The sequence below is a fragment of the Bacteroides sp. 3_1_23 genome, assembly GCF_000162555.1.
Taxonomy (GTDB): Bacteria; Bacteroidota; Bacteroidia; order Bacteroidales; family Bacteroidaceae; genus Bacteroides; species Bacteroides ovatus.
In genome coordinates this window covers 135014-156460 of the sequence record NZ_GG774954.1, presented here as the reverse complement: position 1 = coordinate 156460, position 21447 = coordinate 135014, and the positions used below count along the sequence as shown (strand labels likewise).

Sequence of the window (21447 nt, the reverse complement as noted above, 5' to 3'; positions counted from 1 at the left end):
CATACTATAAAAACATTAAATAATAAAAGCCATGAGAAAACTAAGTCTTTTCTTACTGCTACTTTTTATCCTGACAAACGCCTCAGCCCAAAAAGCAACAGATTACAGAAAACAACAGAACTACAAAGAATGGGTACACATCGCCCCAAAATTTGACGATGATTTCTTCAAGACGGAAGAAGCCCAACGCATCGGTGACAACGTGTTACTCTATCAACAAACGACCGGAGGCTGGCCCAAGAATATCTATATGCCGGCAGAACTGACGGAACAAGAATATAATGCAGCACTAAAAGCTAAAGAAGATACCAACCAAAGCACCATTGACAACAATGCCACCACGACAGAAATAGAATATTTGTCACGACTTTATCTAGCTACGCAAAAAGAGAAATATAAAGAAGGAGTGCTGAACGGTATTCAATATCTGCTCAAATCGCAGTATGAAAACGGTGGATGGCCTCAATTTTATCCGCGTCCCAAAGGTTATTACGTACAAATCACCTACAATGACAATGCAATGGTGAGAGTCATGAACCAACTTCGGAGCATATACGAAAAGAAAGCTCCCTACACTTTCCTTCCTGACAATATCTGTGAACAAGCACGTATTGCATTTAATAAAGGGATAGAGTGTATACTCAAAACGCAGGTGCGCCAAAATGGAGAGTTAACAGTGTGGTGCGCCCAACACGACCGTGTCACTTTGGAACCCTGCAAAGCACGTGCCTATGAACTCCCGTCACTAAGCGGACAAGAGTCTGACAACATTGTATTACTGTTGATGTCACTTCCCCATCCATCTGCAGACGTTGTAAAATCCATAGAAGGTGCTATCAAATGGTTCCAAAAGTCTGAAATAAAAGGAATACAGAAGGAATATTTCACTAACAGTGATGGCAAAAAAGACTATCGCATGGTTCCCTGTGAAGACTGTCCTACTCTTTGGGCACGTTTTTATGATCTGGAAACAAACCGGCCTTTTTTCTGCGACCGTGATGCCATTAAAAAATATGATATATCGGAAATCGGACACGAACGCCGAAATGGTTATAGTTGGTATAACAAAGATGGAAGCAAGGTGTTGAAGAGATATGAAAAATGGAAAAAAGAACAGAATAAGTAATCATAACTGATGAAAGGCTGATATTTACACTGAAAAAGTAAATATCCGGAAAGTCTTTAAGTCCTTAAAATAAGAAGAGGGGCTGTCTAACAATAAAATAGTCAAACAGCCCCTTTATTAATTCAAGGCATTTACAGCCTCTTCTTACAGTTTTATCCCAACAGGCATCAACCGGTTATTTTTTGCAATTCCACGGTTTCAACTGTTTGAAGAAGTCGTTACCCTTATCATCTACCAAGATAAATGCAGGGAAGTTTTCTACTTCAATCTTCCAGATAGCTTCCATACCCAATTCCGGATATTCCACACATTCGATGCTCTTGATATTGTTCTGTGCAAGGATAGCTGCCGGACCTCCGATAGAACCAAGATAGAAACCACCATATTTCTGACAAGCATCTGTCACCTGCTGGCTACGGTTACCTTTTGCCAACATCACCATGCTGCCGCCATGACTTTGGAACAGTTCTACATAAGAATCCATACGTCCTGCCGTAGTAGGACCCATAGAGCCACACGCCATGCCTTCCGGAGTTTTTGCCGGACCTGCATAATAAATAGGATGATCCTTAATATATTGTGGCAAGTCTTCACCGCGGTCCAAACGTTCTTTTAGTTTAGCATGAGCGATGTCACGACCTACGATAATCGTTCCGTTCAATGACAAACGGGTAGCAACCGGATATTTAGTCAGTTCTTTCAGGATTTCAGGCATCGGACGGTTCAGGTCGATCTTCACAACATCACCTTCACCTGCCTGACGCAGTTCAGCCGGAATCAGTTCACCCGGATTTGAATCCAGTTTCTCAATCCAGATACCTTCCTTATTGATTTTACATTTGATGTTTCGGTCGGCAGAGCAAGATACGCCCAAACCTACCGGGCAAGAAGCACCATGACGAGGCAGACGGATGATACGTACATCGTGAGCAAGATATTTACCTCCGAATTGTGCACCTAACCCAATCTTGTGAGCTTCTGCCAATACTTCTTTTTCCAGTTCGACATCGCGGAATGCACGACCATATTCGTTTCCGGTAGTCGGCAGGTTATCATAGAAATGAGTAGAAGCTAATTTCACTGTCAACAGGTTCTTTTCAGCAGAAGTACCACCGATTACGAAAGCGATATGATAAGGAGGACAAGCGGCTGTTCCCAATGTTTTCATCTTTTCAACCAGGAACGGAACCAATGTACCGGGATTCAGGATCGCTTTTGTTTCCTGATACAAATATGTCTTGTTGGCAGAGCCACCACCTTTTGTTACACAAAGGAATTCATATTCCATACCTTCGGTAGCTTCGATGTCAATCTGTGCAGGGAGGTTACATTTGGTATTTACCTCATCATACATATTCAGAGGCGCATTCTGTGAATAACGCAGGTTTTCTTCAGTGTATGTTTTATATACGCCCAGTGAAAGCGCTTCTTCATCAGAATATCCAGTCCATACCTGCTGTCCCTTTTCACCATGGATAATAGCAGTACCGGTGTCCTGGCAGAATGGAAGTACGCCTTTTGAAGCAACTTCTGCATTGCGCAAGAAAGTCAGCGCCACATACTTATCGTTTTCGCTTGCTTCCGGATCACTCAGAATCTTAGCAACTTGTTCGTTGTGCGAACGACGAAGCATGAATGATACATCACGAAAAGCTGCATTAGCCATCGCAGTCAAACCTTCTTTCTCAATTTTCAGGATAGGATTTCCTTCAAACTCGCTTACTGATACATAGTCTTTTGTAAGCAGATAATACTCAGTTGTATCTTTTCCCTTTTCAAACATGGGCTGATACTTAAACGGAGGTGTTGCCATAAGTTTCTTATTTTATTACGTAATGTTAGTTAGTGTGGCAAAGGTAGTAATTAAGAATGAAGAATGGCGAATGATGAATGAAGAATTAAGAATGAATAACGGAGAAAAGCAGGAACAGCAAAAGACAATCATAAACTATAAACAACGAGCGGTAAACAAGCTATGCCATTCATTGACATCTGCCGTTCACCGCTCACTATTTTATTTACAGTTTGCTATTTATCATATCCTGTTTATCATCCACAGTTCGCCATCTGCCACTCCTATTATGATCCGATTGCTTCAATCCGTTTGATTAACTCGTTTCCAAGAGCTGTTTTATCTTCAATATGTTTCAATACTGCTGTCACAAAGGTATTGCTTTCGAAATCACCGCGTACCTGCTCAAAATCCAGCTTCATTTCATCGTGAGAACCATCAGCACCGAATCCAGTCATGGAAGACAATGAGAATTCTTTCTTAGCGTCCTCATACACCATCTTATCCAATCCGACAACAGCTTGCTGCCATGCTTTCACAATACCGATGATATCTTGTGCCGTAATCGTTTCCGGATCTAAGCCATAGAATTCCTGAATCTTATGATAAGCCCATGTCCATTCATAGGTATAATAATTCTCGTGCATTTCCGCGAAACTTGCATTGATGGATTTCAAACGATTGACTGTTCCATTCTCAATACCATCCAACAATCGGTCGATTTCACTCTTGGGAGCAATCAGTCCGGAAACATCCACCCATTCGCCAAGTCCGATTTCCGTGTCAGGTTTCAGTCGCTGACGGATTTCTTCATTGGTCTGGAAATTAATACCCTCCAATCGTTTTATGATGGAGTTTCCCAAGAACTTGTGAATGGCGATTTCATAAAAACGGATTCCGTTATTCAGAGAAGAGTTCTTGATTTTAGCACTCTGGTAGGAGTAGATCTCTGAAGTTTCACCGGATACACGTTTCAATTCTTTCAAAATGGAACGTCCTTTAAACATCTTCTGAATGGTATAAGGACTCAGCAGGTTATAATTGATATAATCCAGCCGGTTCGGATCTTTTCGCTTATCACGCTTTGGCCATTTCTGTGCGTCACGGATAGTACCCACACTTCTCAAGTTAACTCCCGGAACTAGATAAGTGGTATTCCGCTGCTCTATCAGGTAAGAGAAAGGAAGATTGGAAGTATCGGCATGATTAACATGACGTCCCATTACCAAAGAGAAGGCCCCGACACGTGCCGGCCATAAGATATATGAATCGGAAGTAGTCTTCGCTCCTCTTTCCATCGTTCCCTGATGGATAGGACCTAACTTATACATGTGATTACTCTGGTTGGACCCCGAACCCGCATTCATAAACGAGAACATACCGGCAATCAATAAAGTAGATTTATGGTGTGTCACAGTGAAAGGACCTGCAAAAATAGCACATGCCTCACCGTTCTCTCCCTGACAATTACTGAAGAATAAAGAATCGGAAGCGGAATAATTGTGTCCCAGTTTACAGGATTGTCCGACGAAACAACGAGTCAGCATCGTACCGTCATCCACTTTAGAGCCGGAAGAAATAATAAAGTCATCACAGATTACACCATGTCCGATATGTACAGGTGCCGTCACATTACTATTGACGCTGCCATTGGATAAGCGGCAGGTCCCACAGATATGGCAGTAATCACCAATCCGGACATTCTTGATCGAGCCCGTATTGAGAATCATCACATGATTGCCAATACTGCCGACAGCAGAAGCATGTTTATTGGAATAATAATCCGCAATAGATTTCATACGGTTTATCAGCTCGGGACGATGGCGGTACAGTGCAAGAATATATGCCTGGTGCGCAGACAATTTATCGTTCATCAACACCTCACGGCCTCCTGTTTCATTCAAGACAGCCACTTCTACCCCATTACCAAAAGTGCTTAACCTATCCACTAAAATAATATCTACATTCTCAATGAAGGTGTCACTGCCAATCTCATAATTAGCAATATAGTTCTGTATATTCTCAATACAGCAGTTATCGCCCACCGACACATTGTGCAACGTCACATGACGTAATCCCGAATGTTTCTTGATTCCCCCCGGCAATGTAAATTCAGCTTCGAATACCCCCAGTTTTACTTCACCCGAGAAACGGGTATGATGGACGTACTCACAATTAAAACCCTCTGCCACTGATACATTTCCCCAATCATCGGCCAGACATGACTGGCTCTTCAACTGAAGTATCTCATCTTCAGTCAATCTACGATAGTCTTTCATCTTAATAATGTGTTAATGTGCCCATATGCCAATGTGCCAATTCTGATGCAGTACGCGCAACCAATTGGCACATCAGCATATTAGCATATTGATTATTCTTCCTCTTCTTCTTCGTAGGTCTGATAAAGAAAATCGTTATAGGGATATTTCTGAACGTGTAATTCTTTCACTCGCTGATAAACTACATTTTTCAGTTCGTCTATATTGATTCGTTCGCGGGCGGAAATAAAGAGACAGTTATCCTCCATTTTTGCCATCCACGTCTTCATCAGTTCTTCGAGTGTTAAGTTTTCCTTTGTTCGGGGGGTAAGGTCGTCCGGCGCTTTCTCCACGTAGGTGTAAGCGTCTATTTTATTAAATACAAGTATCATAGGTTTGCCACTGCCTCCAATCTCTGCCAGGGTCTTGTTCACCACCTCAATCTGTTCCTCAAATCCGGGGTGGGAAATATCGACTACGTGCACAAGCAAATCTGCTTCACGTACCTCATCCAGGGTAGATTTAAAAGATTCTACCAAGTCGGTAGGTAACTTGCGAATAAACCCTACTGTATCTGACAACAGGAACGGTAGATTATCGATAATCACTTTGCGCACAGTAGTGTCTAAAGTAGCGAACAGTTTGTTTTCCGCAAACACTTCACTCTTGGAGAGAAGATTCATCATGGTTGATTTTCCCACATTGGTATAACCAACCAGTGCAACACGTATCATGCGTCCGCGATTCTTGCGTTGGGTAGCTTTCTGCTTGTCAATCTCCGCCAGACGTTCTTTCAGCAATGACATACGGTTCAGGATGATACGGCGGTCCATCTCAAGCTGTGTTTCACCCGGACCACGAAGTCCCACGGAACCTTTGCCACCACCGGCACCGGAACCACCTCCCTGGCGTTCCAAGTGAGTCCAAAGCCGCTGCAAACGCGGCAACATATATTTATACTGTGCCAGTTCTACCTGTGTCTTCGCATTGGCTGTCTGCGCACGCATGGCAAATATATCAAGAATCAGTGAAGTACGGTCCAGTATCTTCACTTTCAGTTCAGCTTCAATATTACGAATCTGTTTCGCAGAAAGCTCATCATCAAAGATGACCATTCCTACTTCACGTTCTGCTTCCTCTTCGTCATGGATATATTGTCTGATTTCTTCCAACTTTCCTTTTCCAACATAAGTTACAGAGTTAGCCGTCGGCAACTTCTGTGTAAATCGTTTCACAACTTCCGCCCCAGCCGTCTCGGCAAGGAAAGCCAGTTCATCCAGATACTCGTTTGTTTTACGCTCATCCTGCGTCTGTGTGATGAGTCCTACAAGCACTGCTGTTTCTACTTTGGCTTCGGATATTACAAATTCTTTCATTCTTTACTTCTATTATATATAATAATGTGGGCGCAAATATAACAAAAAAAAAGAGGACAATGTTTTATTGTCCTCTTTTTCGTATCATTTATGGTAATTCAATTATAAATCAAACCATAGTTTTTCCCAGATTTTCGGAGATTCTTTCGGTGCATTAATATTAGCTGTCATTTCTTCAGGACTATATTCCCATCTTCTGATCAATTCTTTTGAAGTTGCATCTTCCGGGACTTGCAATGTCGGAACCTCGTTTCCGGCAGTACCAGATCGCCTCCATTGTACAAACTCCTCAAACGGACGATCCATCAAATCAATCCATTGCTGCATATGAATCTCATACAGAGCTTTTTCCTGGGTCATCGTTGTCAATTCCGGTAAACCTGTAACATATGTATCAATATCGGATTCCGCAACTCCATAAAAAGCACATGCTTCACGAATTCCTTTCAGGTACAGTTCATTAGCTTTCGACAGATTTTGAGCAACTCCTAATCCGCGCGCATAAGCTTCTGCTTCCAAAAGTAGCTGTTCTTGACAAGAATAAATCAATTCCGGAGCGTCTCTTCTGAAAAGGTAGTTGCTTACAACAGATGACAGTAGATTTTCTTCATCATCCGTCTTTGCAGCCTCTCTATTACCCAACCCCCGGTATACATCATCCGCACCCGGTTCAAAATAACAGGGAATACGGGGATCATCACGTTCTTGCATCGGTTTCAACATATAATTGCTAGCAAAGAACAATATTTGTGTCCCCCCAACCAATTCTATAAGTTCATATTTAGGGTTCTGGTTACCCGGATCTGTAGAGTAAGGAAATACCAAATTGTCCGCTGCTGATGCAACCATTCCTCCAGCCTGCAGCAACGTACCAATAGCAGCAGCCTTAGAAGGGTCTTTATCTACCATAACCATCAATGTTCTAAACTTTAAAGACTTTGCCAAAGTCATCCATTTGTTCATATCACCTTTGTAATAGATATCGTACTCATCAATTGCATTAGCATCATTCAGATCTATAAGCTGTAATGCCTCATCAAGTAATGACAAAACACCATTCAATACACTTTCCTGAGAATCAAATTTCGGATATTTAATTGTTCCGTTCCAGGATTCTGTGAAAGGAATATCTCCCCACAACATCGTTGCCTCATACATATGCTCAGCCAAAAGAATCTTACACTGCGCAATAGCATTGTGATTCACCGGTTCTGACTCTTCTGCATTTTTAATAGCTAACATCAAATTATTGCCACCTACAGAATAATAATGTTTCCAGACATTCCCTGTACTATAAGGAGAAATAGTATATACAGATTCATCCCAGCCACCGTAATCAAGTCCACCATCAACTTGACACTGCGAACTCATAGATAAAGGAATATAAAAGTCACCACCAGTGCGTGTTCCAGCCCAGTTTACAGCTACATAGTTAAACAAATACCCGGGATCAACTTTCTCGGCAGTATTGGGATCATGGTTAATATCGAGCCAATCGCTACATGAAGTTAAACATGCCAAAGCGCTCAATGCGTATGTTAATATTTTCTTTTTCATTATCATATTCGTTTAAATCTTACAATGTTAATCTGACATTAAATCCAAAACTTCTGGTAGAAGGTATGCTGTTAAACTCTACACCACCCCCAATCTGAGAAGGACCGAAGAAGTTAGCTTCCGGATCAATATGTGGCACATGATCTTTAATAATCCATAAGTTACGTGCCTCAAAACCTAAATCCAATGATTTAACAAAAAAGCTCTTGAACCATTTGCGCGGGAAGCTATAAGACAACTGTACCTCTCTGAGTTTTACAAATGATGCATTATAGATATTCCCTTCATTATTACTAGAATTGGATATATGCTGCCAATAATCCTGCATACTTTTCACAGGAACATCATTAGGTCTATATGTTCCATCATCCTGAAGGATTACACCCGGCTCAATAAAGGAAGCATCTTCACGGTGAGCTATTGTTTCAGCAGCCAAACCGCTACTTCTTAAATTAGCTACAGTCTCTGAATACAAAGAAACTCCATGACGGATATCAATCAAGAAACTCAAGGTAACTCCCTTATAAGTAAATGTATTGTTGATTCCCATCGTAAAATCAGGATATACATCTCCTAAACGCACGTTATTAACAGTTTCTCTCAAACCTGTTTTAGAATTAATCACATAATTTCCTTGGTCATCACGTTTCCAACCCGTGCCATACAAGCCAAACGAATCTCCTTTAGCAGCCTTAATTTGTAAACCGCTCAGTCCACTCGTTAACGTATATTCATCAAGTCCTTCAGCTAACTCCTCCACTGTCTGCTTATTTGAAGCAAATGTTGCATCCAGGTCCCATTTAAAATCACGTGTTTCCACAGGAGTCAACCCCAAAGTTACTTCAACACCTTTATTGGCAATCTTCCCGGCATTAATATTATTGGCAAAGTAGCCTGTTGACAATGGGACATCAATACTTACAATCTGATTCTTTGTAATATTGCTATAATAAGTCATATCTAACCTAATTTTTCCACCGAAGAAACGCAAATCAGCTCCAACTTCAAAAGAACTTTGATTTTGCGGCTTCAAATTCTCATTTGGTAAGACACGAGGTCCCGTAAAGCCAACTAATCCCATATGGGGGAAAGTGTTAACATCACCCAGATATTGCAAAAAGTAAGTACTAGCGGGAGTATATTTAAATGCCAAATTGTACGGATCTTCATCACTACCCACATTAGCATAACTCAAACGAACCTTACCAAAATTCAGAATATCTTTGTTTTCCATCAACTCCGTAAAAATAAAACTACCACTTATGGAAGGATAGAAATAGGAACGATTATTGATCGGTAGAGTAGACGACCAGTCATTACGTCCTGTTACATTTACGAAAAGCATATCTTTGTATCCCAAACTAATATCTCCATATAAACCAACAAGACGTTTCTTTTCATAATAATTTACCGGAGTAGTAGACTTCGCATTAGTATATGTGTATAGCCCATCAACAACCAGATTCTGCGCCTGCACATTTTCATTTTTCCATTCCTCCTGATAGAGATTATGCCCCATCATTACCTTAAAATGATAGTCATTTGCAAAAGTCTTCTCGTAAGAAACCATTAAGTCATTATTTATAATTCTTTTATACAAATTCCAAGTCTGGAACTTTCCGTTCAAGGCTCCTACAGTCCCCTTTGCATACACCTTACGCCTTCCTTCTGTGTAAAAATCTGTTCCGGCATTATTGGTGATAGTCAATCCTTCAATCGGTTTATAAGTCAATGTAATATTACCAATCATACGATCTAAATTATTGGTAAACTTATTCTTATTAATAATCCAATATGGATTATTACTTTTACCTTCCGGATCTAATGTTATCTGCTTTCCATTCTCATCAATCCAATTCTTTTGAATATCATGTATATCAATAGTTCTAGGCAATCCGTTGATCAATGGAATCAGTAGGTTACTATCATTTGCACCTTGTGCCGGACGACCTTCAGAATCGGAACGTATATATTGAGCAGAAATACGACCAGTGAAGTTCTTAGTAAAATTCATACCCGCATTGACAGAAAAAGCGTATTTATTGTAGTCAGACCCAGGTACAACACCAGTCTGATTAGTAGAAGTAAAGCTCAAGCGGAAGTCGGCCTTTTCACCACCACCCGCAACTGATACATTATTAATATAACTCATTCCAGTTTCATAGAAATCCTTTACATTATCAGGATTTGCTTTCAAAGTCACTTTGTCACCTTTGTAATCTGTAAACTGTTGATCTTGTACCGATGAAATCTTCGGTCCCCAACCATTCAACATTTTCACATTATATACGCCATAACTACCTTGTGCATATTCATTTTGAAAATCAGGTAACTTCAGTACATTTTCAAATCGTGTAGAAGAGTTTACTGTTACAAATACCGGAGAGTTCTTTTTTCCCTTCTTTGTAGTAATAACAATAGCACCATCCTTTGCACGCGCTCCATACAATGCAGTTGCAGCTGCTCCTTTCAATACATTGATAGATTCAATATCGTCTGAATTGATATCCCCTGCACGGTTACCAACATCGACTATACCATTAGTTCTGTCAGGATTATAAGAACCATTGTCAATTGGAAGCCCGTCAATAATAAATAAAGGAGAAGAAACGGAACCAATAGAAGAGGCACCACGAATCTGTATACTTGAACTACCACCTACCGTACCAGATGATTGGGCTATTTGCAGTCCCGCAATCTTACCAGACAAAGAGTTAAGTACATTACTTTCACGTGCTTTAGTTATTTCATCTCCCTTCACACTAGATACGGCATAACCTAGGGATTTTTCCGATCGCTTAATCCCCATAGCTGTCACTACAACCTCATCTAGATTTTGGGAATCAGACTTTAGCACAACTTTTAAAGTTGGTTTGATCACCACTTCTTGTGTCTGCATACCAATATACGAAATCTGCAAAGTCTTTGCAGAACTAAATACAACTATAATATGTTGATTACTAACAATATATATGATGTTTGCTTTCCTTCGAAAATAAATTTTTGTTGTAGTTATTATGCAGATTATCAATATATTAAGCACCTACCAAACATATTAATTTACTGATTTATGATACCAGATTTCTATCAAAAATAGGGCATAACCATCTATTAGTTAATTATTTAAGTTCTTATCTTATATGATATAAGCTAAAACTTATTTCCATCTTAACTGTTGAAGATGGTTTTCTTGTTCTAAATTATATCCAATAATTATTGACTATAATAATATATTCATTAGCAAACGGTAATCTAAGAAAAAGAAAAACTCCAGATGAAAAAATGCATATTTTATTACTGTATATTTTAAAATATGCAGGGGTGGATTCAAATATCCTCCAAAATCGCAGAGAATATGATTGATGAATATTTATATTGGATGGTTATATGCTTTTTCTGTATCAAAGAGATTGTGTAATTACATCTAATTATGCAAAAAGAGGTATTTATCATTTATCTGATGCTAAAATGAAAGAATCCCAAATACCGGATTTTAATAGCTATTAGAGGCTGTCAAGTTTATAAATTAGCTTTTAATCCTTTCCTTTTAAAGAAAGCAAGGGCTTCTCTACGACCAATGACTCGTTCCTTTTAAAGGAACGCTTTATTCCTTTAAATGGGACGAGTGATAATATTCGTAATTATGATGTATCTTTAGATTATATATATGCGTTTTCGGAACTTATATTGCATATTCTTTCATTTAATTATACACACTTTCTTCTATTAGAGAAAATTATACCTTCCATTTCTATAACCAAATCTTAAAAACAGAACACTTTCGTTTAGTTTTTGTGCTTATTATTATTTTTTTGATGAGGCAGTTTTCTCAAGATCACGCACCACTGTAATATCCATAATATTCGCATATACCTGCGTAGTCTTTACACTTTTATGTCCTAACAGTTTTTGTACAGTAGTTATATTGGCACCATTATATAATAATAAGGTAGCATTTGTATGACGGGCGGTGTGAAACGATACACGTTTATCAATTTTAGCCAAGCCTGCCAATATGTTTAATTCCTTATTAATATTAGAATTGTCTTTCAACTTGAAAAAACTATTGAGGTCATCTTTATAGCGTTGCAATATCTGGATTCCTTTACCCTCAAATAATAAATATAAAGGAAGGCGTACCTCCATACCTGTTTTGACAGATTTGTATATTATCCAAGTCTCCTGATGGAACTCAACAATATTTGCAGAGGTCAGATTAGTGAAATCAGAATATCGTAATCCAGCATAACAGCAAAATAAAAAAGCATCTTTTGTTTTTTGCAGTCTCGTATATCTTCCAGTCAGCTGCAAATTCTCAAATTTGTGTAACTCTTCCGGAGCTAAGTGTGTATGGCTTCCTTCTATACTTTTAATTTTATATTTTCTAAAGGCATACTTCTGTATATCCATATACTCCTTATTTATTGCAACATTAATATATCGTTTCAGATGCTTCATGTGCTTGGCAATAGTATTAAGGTGATAACCTTTAGATTGCAGGTAATTATCAAATGAAGACACAAACTCAAATGTCAAATCGGTAAATAATACCTCTTTCTTGAATTCCTGAAGTAATTCAAGCGTGGAAAGGTGATTTTGACGGGTACTTTCTTTCAAAGAAGAATTGGCTATCTCCTCTTTAAAAAAAGTCAAAAACGACCTTCCATTGCTTAGAGGTTTATCAATCGAATTTTTTAATAAATCTAACGATATGGACTTTCCCTGTTGCCATAGTCCAAGTTCTGTTTGCTCAATAGCTGCTATATTTTCATATAACATACGATTCAAAACATTCGCATTAGGATGATTCTTCACCATTTTTCGTTTGGTATCCCACTGTTCCGGTTTGAGATATATTTTGGTGGAGAAATACATCTTTTTCCTGTTCAGATAGGCTTCTACCTGAACTAATGCCATTCCTCTTTTATTCAATCTCTTCTTTCTGTTAAACACAAGGTTGTAACTGATCTTTTCCATACTTTCATTTTTTAATTAATAATAGAACAAATTAGACGTAATTCTGTGCTATATCAGAGGCGAATAAGCATTAATATCTCTAAAAAATAAATCTTCAAATCACTTGGTATTCACAAAACTTTAAATTAAATGCCACTTTTTTATTCGCTTTTTCACGAAAAAAGCAAAAAGAATGGCTTTCAAAGGTGTTTTATGACTAAAAACGAGTAAAAGAAATATTAAAAGAGGCATTTTGCTTATGCAAAGTGTCAATTGCTGTTTTAGCAATCAAAGCTTTTGGTTGAAAAAAATATGCTTATCGGCATAAATACAGCTTATAAAATAACAAAATGTTATATTTGCAACCTTTTTTTATTAATATAATTGCTAGTTTCAGTTTTATTAATATATTTGCAAATTGTTAGAGTAAAGATACAAATAATGTAAAGTTAAACTTTAAGAGAGAATTTATGAAAAGAAAATTAATGCTGTTATTGGCATGCCTTTTTGTGGGCATAGGCCTAGTAACTGCCCAGACTCAAAAGGTCACAGGCGTTGTGATTTCTGAAGAAGACGGGCAACCAGTTGTTGGTGCTTCTGTGTTGGTAAAAGGTACCACTCAAGGTACAATCACAGATGTAAATGGTAATTTTAATTTGTCAAATGTACCAAGTTCTGCAAAGACTTTGCAGATTTCGTACATCGGTATGCAGACGCAGGAAGTGGCGATAAAGCCCAATTTGCGAGTGGTTCTCAAATCTGATGCACAGCTAATAGATGAGGTTGTGGTAACCGGATATGGGGTAACTAAAAAAGCGGCATTTACGGGATCTGCCCAAACGGTGGATAACAAGGACTTGATGAAAAAAACAGATGCAAACTTTATGAAGTCTTTGGAAGGATCAGTAGCTGGTTTACAAGTAAATAGCTTGACTGGACAACCTGGTGCATATGCTTCTACTACTATTCGTGGGGTTGGTTCAATGAACTCTGGAACTGAACCTTTATACGTAATTGATGGTATTGCCATTTACACAGACAAAATGGGGGCTTATAACAAAGCCGGAACAGGGGATATGGCGGCAAGTCCGATGGCTAATATCAATCCTAACGACATTGAGTCCATCACAGTTTTGAAAGATGCTACAGCTACAGCTATTTATGGAGCTCGTGCAGCGAATGGAGTAATTGTAGTTACTACTAAAAAAGGTAGTCTGGGAAAAGCGCGTTTTAATGTGAATGCAAAAGTCGGAACTAGTTTTGTAGGTAAGATAGATCATAATTATCGTACGACAAATCTGGATAAATACAAAGAGATCTGGACCGAAGGACTAACAAATGCAGGATATGACGGTGAGGATGGCATGACTTCTGCTGAATGGCTGAATGCCTATGTTATGGATTGGTATAATGTGGACTTGACGCAAAATATCAAGAGTGTGGATTGGCTGAAGGAGATTCTGCAAAATGGTTTTTCACAAGAATATGATATCAGTGCTCAAGGTGGGAATGAAAATTTGCGCTATTATATTAGTGGAGGATATTTTCAGAATACAGGTATCGTCATCGGAACTGGAATGAAACGCTATAGCGGACGTATTAGTTTAGATGGAAAAAGCGGGCGGATAGGATATGGACTTTCTGTGAATGGAGCACTCTCCGATATAAACAACACTATGACTGAAAGCCAATATACTAATCCTATTGTAGCAGTATATGACATCCGTCCGTTTGAACAGGTGCGCAATGAAGACGGAACATATAATACAAATGTTAATTATAATCCTGTAGCTATTAACGATAAAGAAAAAGGTGATAAACGCAATCAAAAGCAGATTACATTGGTTGTGAATCCATATTTTACTTATAATATTATTGATGGCTTAACATGGAAGACAAATGCAGGATTGAGCTTGATTGACTTGGACGAGTTCTTTTACAGTTCAATTTATAATCCTCAATATTCCGGTAGTGGTATGCTTGGTCAAAGAAACCAGGAAAGAGCAACAACCTTGACCATTACCAATACCGTAAACTTCAACCGCACTTTCAAAGACATGCATCATTTGAATGTGTTGTTGGGACAAGAAGCACAGAAAATATCTTATAGAACAATTTATGCAGCTGCCAGTGGATATCCTAGTGATGCTGTTTTTGAATTGGACAATGCTTCCAAGCCAACAGGGGCGGGATCTTCAACCAAAGCAAGCACTCTTTCTTCATTCTTTATGAATGCAGAATATAACTTGAATGATAAATATTATCTGTCAGGCAGTTTCCGTTATGACGGCTCGTCAAGATTTGGTGTAAACAACAAATGGGCTCCTTTTTGGTCTATAGGAGCAAAATACCGAATCTCTAACGAAAGCTTTATGGAAAATACCAAAAATTGGTTGACAGATTTGACTATCAGAGGTAGTTATGGAACTGTAGGTAACCAGGATATTGGTTATTATGCAGCAATGGGATTGTATAATTATGGATATTCTTATAATGGCAAACCTGGAGCTATTCCTTACCAAATAGCCAATCCGGATCTTAAATGGGAGACTGTTGCGAAAGCCGATATCGGTATCCATGCTGTTTTCTTCGAAAGACTGACACTCGAAGTGGACTATTATAACCAACGGACAAAAGATATGATATTTGATGTACCACTTTCTTACACAACTGGATTCGGATCTATCCTGAAAAATGTAGGTGAGATGGAAAACAAAGGTATAGAATTCTTAATTAACGCTAACGTACTTAGAAATAAAGATTTCAGTTGGGATGTTCGTTTCACTGGTACGGCAAATAAAAATAAAATCATAAAACTTGCCACGGAAAAACCAATTGAGAATACTCTAACTATCAGAAAAGTTGGTGAAGCGTATAATACGTTCTATATGCCGGAATATGCAGGAGTGGATCCTGAAACAGGAGAAGCAATGTGGTATAAAGGACAAGAAGGGGATGAGAAAACAAAAAATGTAAATGAGGCCGGTCAGCGAATTGTAGGTTCTGCCGATCCTAAATTTTATGGTGGCTTTGGAATGAATTTCAAATACAAAGGTTTTGACTTCTCTTTTGATACCAGTTTCACCTTGGGAAATAAAGTATATAACTCCGGATTTGCATTTGATATGCAGGTTGGACATTATTTCTTAGGCCCGGTATCTAACTACGTTTATGACAACCGCTGGCAAAAGCCGGGAGATATAACCGACGTACCCAAATTTGTAGCTGGAGACAACTCGGGAGCAGAAACTAATTCCAGCCGTTTCTTAATGAATGGTTCTTATTTAAGAATGAAATCCATGGTTTTAGGATATACTCTTCCGAAGAACCTTATGAATAAGGTGGCTATTGACAATTTAAGAGTTTATATCTCTGCTGACAATTTGTTCACTATCACTGCTAAAGATTTTATAGGATTTGATCCACAAACCAGATCTACCGGTATGCAGTCTTGGGCATATCCTGTACCTAGAAATATCATGTTCGGTCTTAATCTTAGCTTCTAAAAAAATAACTTTAGAAATTTATGACAATGAAGAAAATATTATTTGCTTTATTAACCGGTTGGATGGCAATTTCATTCACCGCATGCGATGACTTCTTGACAGAAACGCCATCAACTTCTGTTCCGACAGAAGAAGCCTTGGTTACTACCCAAGATTTTCAGAATGCTTTAAATGGTGTATATTACACATTAGGTTCATATCGTTTTCTGGGACGTGATGTATTAGCAATTGGAGATGCGCCAACGGATATCACTTCACATTCTGTTGCAACGTCTCATTTCTATGACATCTTCCGCTATCAGATACTGGATACTAATTCATACATAGAAGAAATATGGGCATACGGATATTGGGCTATCGACCGTTGTGCACGTATCATTAAAGAAGGTACTTCATTTAAAGAAGTAACAAAGGGGGATCTGGCAGAAGTGGAAGGATGCATCGCTCAAGCCTATGCTATTAAAGCCCTCTGCTCTTTCTATTTGACTAACATGTTTGGTTTGCCATATTCGGAAGCCAACAAAACGACATTAGGTATCGTAAACATTACTGAACCCGTCCCTGCCTATTCACAGGTGTCAAGAGTCAGTGTAGAACAAAATTATAGCCTGATTCTTGATGATATAACGAAAGCTAAAGAATATTATGCTAAAGAAGGTGTTGAAAATGTAGGTAAACAGTATATGAATACGGCTGCAGTTGCTGCACTTGAAGCTCGCGTAAAACTCTATATGAAAAATTACGAAGGGGCTATTACAGCGGCTCAAGAGGCAATAACCCTAAGTGGTGGTACAATTGTATCAACCAAAGAAGACTATAAGAATATGTACACGACATTGGCTGTTTCGACAGAAGACATTTTCTTTATAGCAAAAGCCGAAGATGATTATTTGTCCGCTAATGCTCTGAATACTTTATGGAATAAATACGGTTTGTCTATTAACAGCGCAACAGTAGCAGAATATTCACCTAATGATATTCGGCTGGCGCTTCTTGGCGGTACGTGGACTGGTGGAAAAATGCGTGGTATCACAACCAATAATCAGATTTCTAATTTACCAGTTTTCAGACTGCCTGAAATGTATTTAATACAGGCAGAAGCATATGCAAAACAGTCAACTCCTAATTATGGAAAAGCTAAAGAAAAGCTATTGGAAGTAGCTTCCAAAAGAAATCCGGATTTGGATGACAATGAAATAGCAGAGGATCAAACGGTTATTGATGCCATTGATAAAGAAAGAAAATTAGAACTGGTTCAAGAAGGACATCGCTTCTTTGATGCAAGAAGATTAGGTAAAATTATTAGTGTAGCAGATGGATCGTACACTAATTTCAACATCGCAAAATTTGTGTACCCAATACCTTCTTTTGAAGTCAATTCAGGTTTTGGAGTTATACAAACAGAGGGATGGAGTAATAATTTACCTCGATAAAACATTTTTTAATATTGCCTCCATATAAGGATAAGTTTTAAATAAATAGATGAGACCTGCAATTTCGATTAATTCTAAAATTGCAGGTCTTATTATTTATAAATATATACATAAGTAGTTTTACGTAAGAAACAATAATTCGCTTGCAAAATTTCAATGAATGTCATATTTACCTTGACTAATAATCAACATTTGAATATTAGTCAGAATTAGTTTGTTGCAATTTTCTTCATATAGTATTCCCTTACTAAATAAATATCACACTTATTATCAGATAATTACGTCCATTTTGGGTAGAGATTAAGTATTACATATATAGACTGGCAATAATAACGAATTTATTTAATTAGCTAATAATTAAGCATATATGTATCATTAATTAAGAAAAGAAAAAGCTCTCCACGCCTAAACATTAGATATTACATCATTGATAATCAATAATATACAAAATATTTAGTTCTGCAAAGACTTTGCAGATTTCGTATATCGGAATGCAAACACAAGAAGTCGTTATTAAGCCAAATTTGAGAGTTGTATTAAAGGCTGACGCCCAAAAGCTAGACGAAGTAGTAGTTACCGCTATGGGTATTTCACGTGAGAAGAAAGCATTGGGATATGCCGTACAAGACGTCAAATCGGATGCGTTGACACGTGCTGCTAATACAGATTTAGCGGGAGCCTTACAAGGAAAAGTATCAGGTATTGACATCACCCCATCATCAGGTATGCCGGGTGCTTCTTCAAAGATTACGATTCGCGGTTCTCGTTCTTTCACTGGAGACAATACTCCATTGTATGTAATCGATGGTATGCCTATCGCATCTACCGCAGACGTGAGTACTTCTCTTACCGATGGAGCGTATGGAACGGACTATGCTAACCGTGCTGTCGACATTGACCCTAATGATATAGAAAGTATCAATATATTAAAGGGACAAGCCGCTTCTGCTTTGTATGGTATGAGAGCTTCCAATGGCGTTATCGTTATCACCACCAAAAGTGGTAAAGGAGCAGATAAAGGAAAACCGACTATCACTTTCAGTACCAACCTTTCCTTTGATAAGATTTCAACTCTTCCGAAACTGCAACAAGAATATGCACAAGGTTCCAGTGGTACTTTCGATCCATCTTCTCCTTTCGCATGGGGTCCTAAGATTTCTGAATTAGCTAACGATCCTACCTACGGAGGAAACACAGACAACAGTTACACCAGTCAATATGGCAAACAGTCCGGAAAATATTATGTTCCCCAACTTGCAGCTGCAGGCATGAATCCGTGGGCTACCCCACAGGCATATAATAACATGAAGGACTTTTTTGATACAGGCGTATCATGGAGCAATAATGTCAATGTAGCTCAAAGATTCGATAAAGGTAACTACTCTTTTTCTTTGGGTAACACCACCAGTAATGGTATCGTTCCATCAACCGGTATGGATAGATATAACGTAAAAATGTCAGCCGAAGCACAACTACATCCTAACTGGACTACCGGATTTAATGGAAACTTCGTAACTTCAAAAATCTCCAAACAGTCTACAGCCAATACCAGTGTGGTTGCTACGATCTACAATGCCCCCGTCAGCTATAATATGGCCGGCATTCCTTCTCACATAGAAGACGATCCTTACACACAAAATACCTATCGTGACAATTGGATTGACGATGCATATTGGGCAGTTGACAATAACCAGTTCTCTGAACGTTCACAACGTTTCTTCGGAAATGCTTTCGTGAAATACACCACTAAATTTGGAACTGACAACCACAAACTGGATATTAAATACCAGATTGGTGATGACGCTTATACTACCAATTATTCTGAAATCTACGGATATGGAAGTACTTGGGCGCCTACAGGTGAAGATTCAGAATACCATTACACTGTTAATGAGCTAAATTCACTGTTAACTGCTGCCTATACATGGAACATTAACGAAGAATGGACGTTGGACGCTTTGATTGGTAATGAGTTTGTTGATAAAAAGACAAAATATGAATATGCATATAGCATGAACTTCAATTTCCCGGGCTGGAATCATCTGAATAATGCTTCTGTATTCTCTAATGAGAGCCTATACAACAAGAAACGAACTGTTGGTAATTTCGCAAACTTGTCAGTAGCATGGAAAAACATGCTTTATCTAAGCGGAAGTATACGTAATGATATCGTTTCAAGTATGCCACGTGACAATCGTTCTTTCACTTATCCTTCGGTGTCATTGGGATTCATTTTCACAGAACTGGCTCCCCTGAAGAATAACATATTAACCTTCGGTAAGATACGTGCTTCTTATGCGGAAGTTGGTATGGCTGGTGATTACACTCAAAGCTATTACTATACTCCATCTTATGGTGGTGGTTTTTATATGGGAAATCCGATTGTTTATCCAATTAATGGAGCAATGGCTTATATTCCATATTATAAGGTGTATGACCCTAACTTAAAACCACAAAATACAAAATCTTACGAGTTGGGAGCTGATCTTACTTTCTTAAACGGACTGGTTACTTTGAATTACACCTATTCACGTCAGAATGTAAAAGATCAGATATTCGAAGTTCCTTTGGCAGGTTCGACTGGTGCCTCAAGTATGATTATGAACGGAGGTAAGATTCATACAAACACTCATGAATTGACATTGGGCATATCTCCGGTAGATACCAAAAACTTCAAGCTTGACTTTGCTTTCAACTTCTCCAAAATCGACAATTACGTAGACGAATTGGCTCCAGGAGTAGAAAGTATTATGCTAGGAGGATTTGTAACTCCACAGGTACGTGCCGGGATTGGTGACAAATTCCCTGTAATTTATGGAAAAAGCTACATGCGTAATGACGAAGGAAAGATTGTAGTAGACCAGAACGGACTTCCTATGCAGGGAGAAGATGCGGTGATTGGAACTGTATCTCCTGATTTCCGTTTAGGTTTCAATACAAACATTGAATTATACAAGTTCCGCATTTCCGCAGTATTCGACTGGAAACAAGGTGGACAAATGTATAGTGGTACCGCAGGTGAAATGAACTATTACGGTGTAAGCAAGCTATCAGGTGATATGCGTAAAAACGAATTCATTGTAGAAAACGCTGTTAAAGAAACAGGAAAAGATGCGGATGGTAATTCAATCTATGCCCCCAATGATATAAAAGTAACAGATGCTCAAGCATATTTCACCAGAAGAAGATCAATTGACGAATCTTACATTTATGATAATTCTTATATCAAATTGCGTGAATTATCTGTAAGTTATCCGGTTTTCTCAAAGAAATGGCTGAATGTGAACGTTAATGTTTTTGCCCGCAACATTTTGGTTTGGTCTGAAATGAAAGGTTTCGATCCGGAAGCTTCACAAGGTAATGACAACATGGGAGGTGCATTCGAACGTTTCTCTCTTCCGGGAACAGCCAGCTATGGTTTTGGATTTAATGTAAAATTCTAA

General features: G+C 38.5%; 11 protein-coding genes. 5 read left to right on the top strand and 6 right to left on the bottom strand.

Annotated elements, in window-relative coordinates; all coding sequences use genetic code 11:
• Window positions 1-31 precede the first annotated feature (31 nt).
• Window positions 32-1126, top strand: coding sequence for a pectate lyase (gene pelA / locus HMPREF9010_RS08230; RefSeq protein WP_008650065.1), 1095 nt, complete (start codon window positions 32-34; stop codon window positions 1124-1126).
• 175 nt (window positions 1127-1301) lie between these two features.
• On the opposite strand, the gene HMPREF9010_RS08235 is transcribed toward pelA, so the two are convergent.
• The gene (locus tag HMPREF9010_RS08235; RefSeq protein WP_004306525.1) at window positions 1302-2939 is read right to left on the bottom strand and encodes a fumarate hydratase; all 1638 of its coding nucleotides are present in this window, start codon (window positions 2937-2939) and stop codon (window positions 1302-1304) included.
• A 34-nt stretch (window positions 2940-2973) separates the two neighbouring features.
• Between HMPREF9010_RS08235 and HMPREF9010_RS25565 the strand changes: the two genes are divergently transcribed.
• Window positions 2974-3234 carry a hypothetical protein gene (locus HMPREF9010_RS25565; RefSeq protein WP_229097412.1) on the top strand — a complete coding sequence of 87 codons (261 nt, stop codon included), beginning with the start codon at window positions 2974-2976 and terminating at the stop codon, window positions 3232-3234.
• Here the strand turns inward: HMPREF9010_RS25565 and HMPREF9010_RS08240 are convergent.
• From HMPREF9010_RS08240 to HMPREF9010_RS08260, 5 genes are all read right to left on the bottom strand, one after another.
• Window positions 3206-5197 (bottom strand): DUF4954 family protein, encoded by a 1992-nt coding sequence (locus HMPREF9010_RS08240; RefSeq protein ID WP_008650063.1) that lies wholly within the window; start codon window positions 5195-5197, stop codon window positions 3206-3208. The genes HMPREF9010_RS25565 and HMPREF9010_RS08240 overlap by 29 nt on opposite strands.
• Window positions 5198-5289: 92 nt before the next feature.
• Complete coding sequence (hflX, locus tag HMPREF9010_RS08245) at window positions 5290-6552, bottom strand: GTPase HflX (protein WP_004326261.1); 1263 nt, start codon at window positions 6550-6552, stop codon at window positions 5290-5292.
• 102 nt (window positions 6553-6654) lie between these two features.
• The gene (locus tag HMPREF9010_RS08250; RefSeq protein ID WP_008650062.1) at window positions 6655-8115 is read right to left on the bottom strand and encodes a SusD/RagB family nutrient-binding outer membrane lipoprotein; all 1461 of its coding nucleotides are present in this window, start codon (window positions 8113-8115) and stop codon (window positions 6655-6657) included.
• Window positions 8116-8128: 13 nt separating this feature from the next.
• Window positions 8129-11083 carry a SusC/RagA family TonB-linked outer membrane protein gene (locus HMPREF9010_RS08255; protein WP_032852848.1) on the bottom strand — a complete coding sequence of 985 codons (2955 nt, stop codon included), beginning with the start codon at window positions 11081-11083 and terminating at the stop codon, window positions 8129-8131.
• An 830-nt stretch (window positions 11084-11913) separates the two neighbouring features.
• A complete protein-coding gene (locus HMPREF9010_RS08260; RefSeq protein WP_008650053.1) occupies window positions 11914-13086 on the bottom strand; it encodes a site-specific integrase in 1173 nt (390 codons plus the stop codon).
• 449 nt (window positions 13087-13535) lie between these two features.
• On the opposite strand from HMPREF9010_RS08260, the gene HMPREF9010_RS08265 reads away from it, so the two are divergent.
• The 3 genes from HMPREF9010_RS08265 (at window position 13536) to HMPREF9010_RS08275 (ending at window position 21447) form a co-directional block, all read left to right on the top strand.
• On the top strand, window positions 13536-16571 hold the full coding sequence (locus tag HMPREF9010_RS08265; protein WP_032852825.1) for a SusC/RagA family TonB-linked outer membrane protein: 3036 nt from the start codon (window positions 13536-13538) through the stop codon (window positions 16569-16571).
• A gap of 20 nt (window positions 16572-16591) precedes the next feature.
• Window positions 16592-18004 (top strand): RagB/SusD family nutrient uptake outer membrane protein, encoded by a 1413-nt coding sequence (locus tag HMPREF9010_RS08270; protein ID WP_004326264.1) that lies wholly within the window; start codon window positions 16592-16594, stop codon window positions 18002-18004.
• A gap of 470 nt (window positions 18005-18474) precedes the next feature.
• Window positions 18475-21447 carry a SusC/RagA family TonB-linked outer membrane protein gene (locus HMPREF9010_RS08275; protein ID WP_083792358.1) on the top strand — a complete coding sequence of 991 codons (2973 nt, stop codon included), beginning with the start codon at window positions 18475-18477 and terminating at the stop codon, window positions 21445-21447.

Excerpts from the sequence above, each read along its gene's own strand:
- pelA (WP_008650065.1), top strand. The coding sequence starts at position 32 with ATGAGAAAACTAAGTCTTTTCTTACTGCTACTTTTTATCCTGACAAAC.
- HMPREF9010_RS08235 (WP_004306525.1), bottom strand. The coding sequence starts at position 2,939 with ATGGCAACACCTCCGTTTAAGTATCAGCCCATGTTTGAAAAGGGAAAA.
- HMPREF9010_RS08240 (WP_008650063.1), bottom strand. The coding sequence starts at position 5,197 with ATGAAAGACTATCGTAGATTGACTGAAGATGAGATACTTCAGTTGAAG.
- hflX (WP_004326261.1), bottom strand. The coding sequence starts at position 6,552 with ATGAAAGAATTTGTAATATCCGAAGCCAAAGTAGAAACAGCAGTGCTT.
- HMPREF9010_RS08250 (WP_008650062.1), bottom strand. The coding sequence starts at position 8,115 with ATGATAATGAAAAAGAAAATATTAACATACGCATTGAGCGCTTTGGCA.
- HMPREF9010_RS08260 (WP_008650053.1), bottom strand. The coding sequence starts at position 13,086 with ATGGAAAAGATCAGTTACAACCTTGTGTTTAACAGAAAGAAGAGATTG.
- HMPREF9010_RS08265 (WP_032852825.1), top strand. The coding sequence starts at position 13,536 with ATGAAAAGAAAATTAATGCTGTTATTGGCATGCCTTTTTGTGGGCATA.
- HMPREF9010_RS08270 (WP_004326264.1), top strand. The coding sequence starts at position 16,592 with ATGACAATGAAGAAAATATTATTTGCTTTATTAACCGGTTGGATGGCA.